The 645-nt window shown below is 73.3% G+C and carries 1 protein-coding gene; it reads right to left on the bottom strand.

All coding sequences use genetic code 11. The annotated features are described in order from the left end of the window. On the bottom strand, positions 1 to 645 hold a 645-nt coding region (locus HMPREF0591_RS30120), incomplete at both ends, for an alanine and proline-rich secreted protein Apa (RefSeq protein ID WP_007172686.1).

Raw genomic sequence — 645 nt, 5'->3', positions numbered from 1 at the left:
GCCGGCGGGGGTCCCGCCGGCGGGGCGGGCGGGCCCGCCCACGGCTGGATCGACTCGGCCAGCGCCTTGGCGGCGCCTTTGTCCACCGGGTCGTTGGCCGTGCCCAGCCACACCACGAACCAGCGCTGGGGCGGCCCACCCGTGTTCGCCGCGGGCAGCCCGACGACGCCGGTCCAGATCTGACCGTTGGGCTTGGACGCGTCGCTGAACTTGACCTCGTAGTAGGAGGCGCTGCCGGTGATGCCGTTGGCGCCGGTGAGCGGGGTGCTCTCCTGGTTGATTCGCGTGCCCGGATACGGCAGGAAGAATTCGCCCATGTCCGAGCCCAGCCGCACCGCGGCCTTGGCGTTGTTGGCCTCGGCGCTGGCGTACAGCTTCTGGTCCAGCCGGCCCATCACGATGCGGGTGTCGTTGGCGACCGGTGGCGGCTGGTCGGGCAGCGGCGGCGGCCCGGTCGTCTTGCTCAGCAGCGCCGAGCCGTAGTCCAGGTGGGAAGCGTCCGACTCCACCCAGCCCGGGGGCAGGACGTAGCTGAAGCCACCGACGGCATTGGCGACCCGGCCGGCGTTCGGGTCCACCGGCGGGGGTGGCGGTGCATTCGGGTCGACCGGCGGCGGCGGCGGTGGCACCGGCGCGTTGGGATCG

This window comes from Mycobacterium parascrofulaceum ATCC BAA-614 (assembly GCF_000164135.1).
In the GTDB taxonomy this organism is placed as follows: domain Bacteria; phylum Actinomycetota; class Actinomycetes; order Mycobacteriales; family Mycobacteriaceae; genus Mycobacterium; species Mycobacterium parascrofulaceum.
Note: the sequence above shows the minus strand (reverse complement) of the source record. Positions and strands in the feature narration are given on the sequence as shown.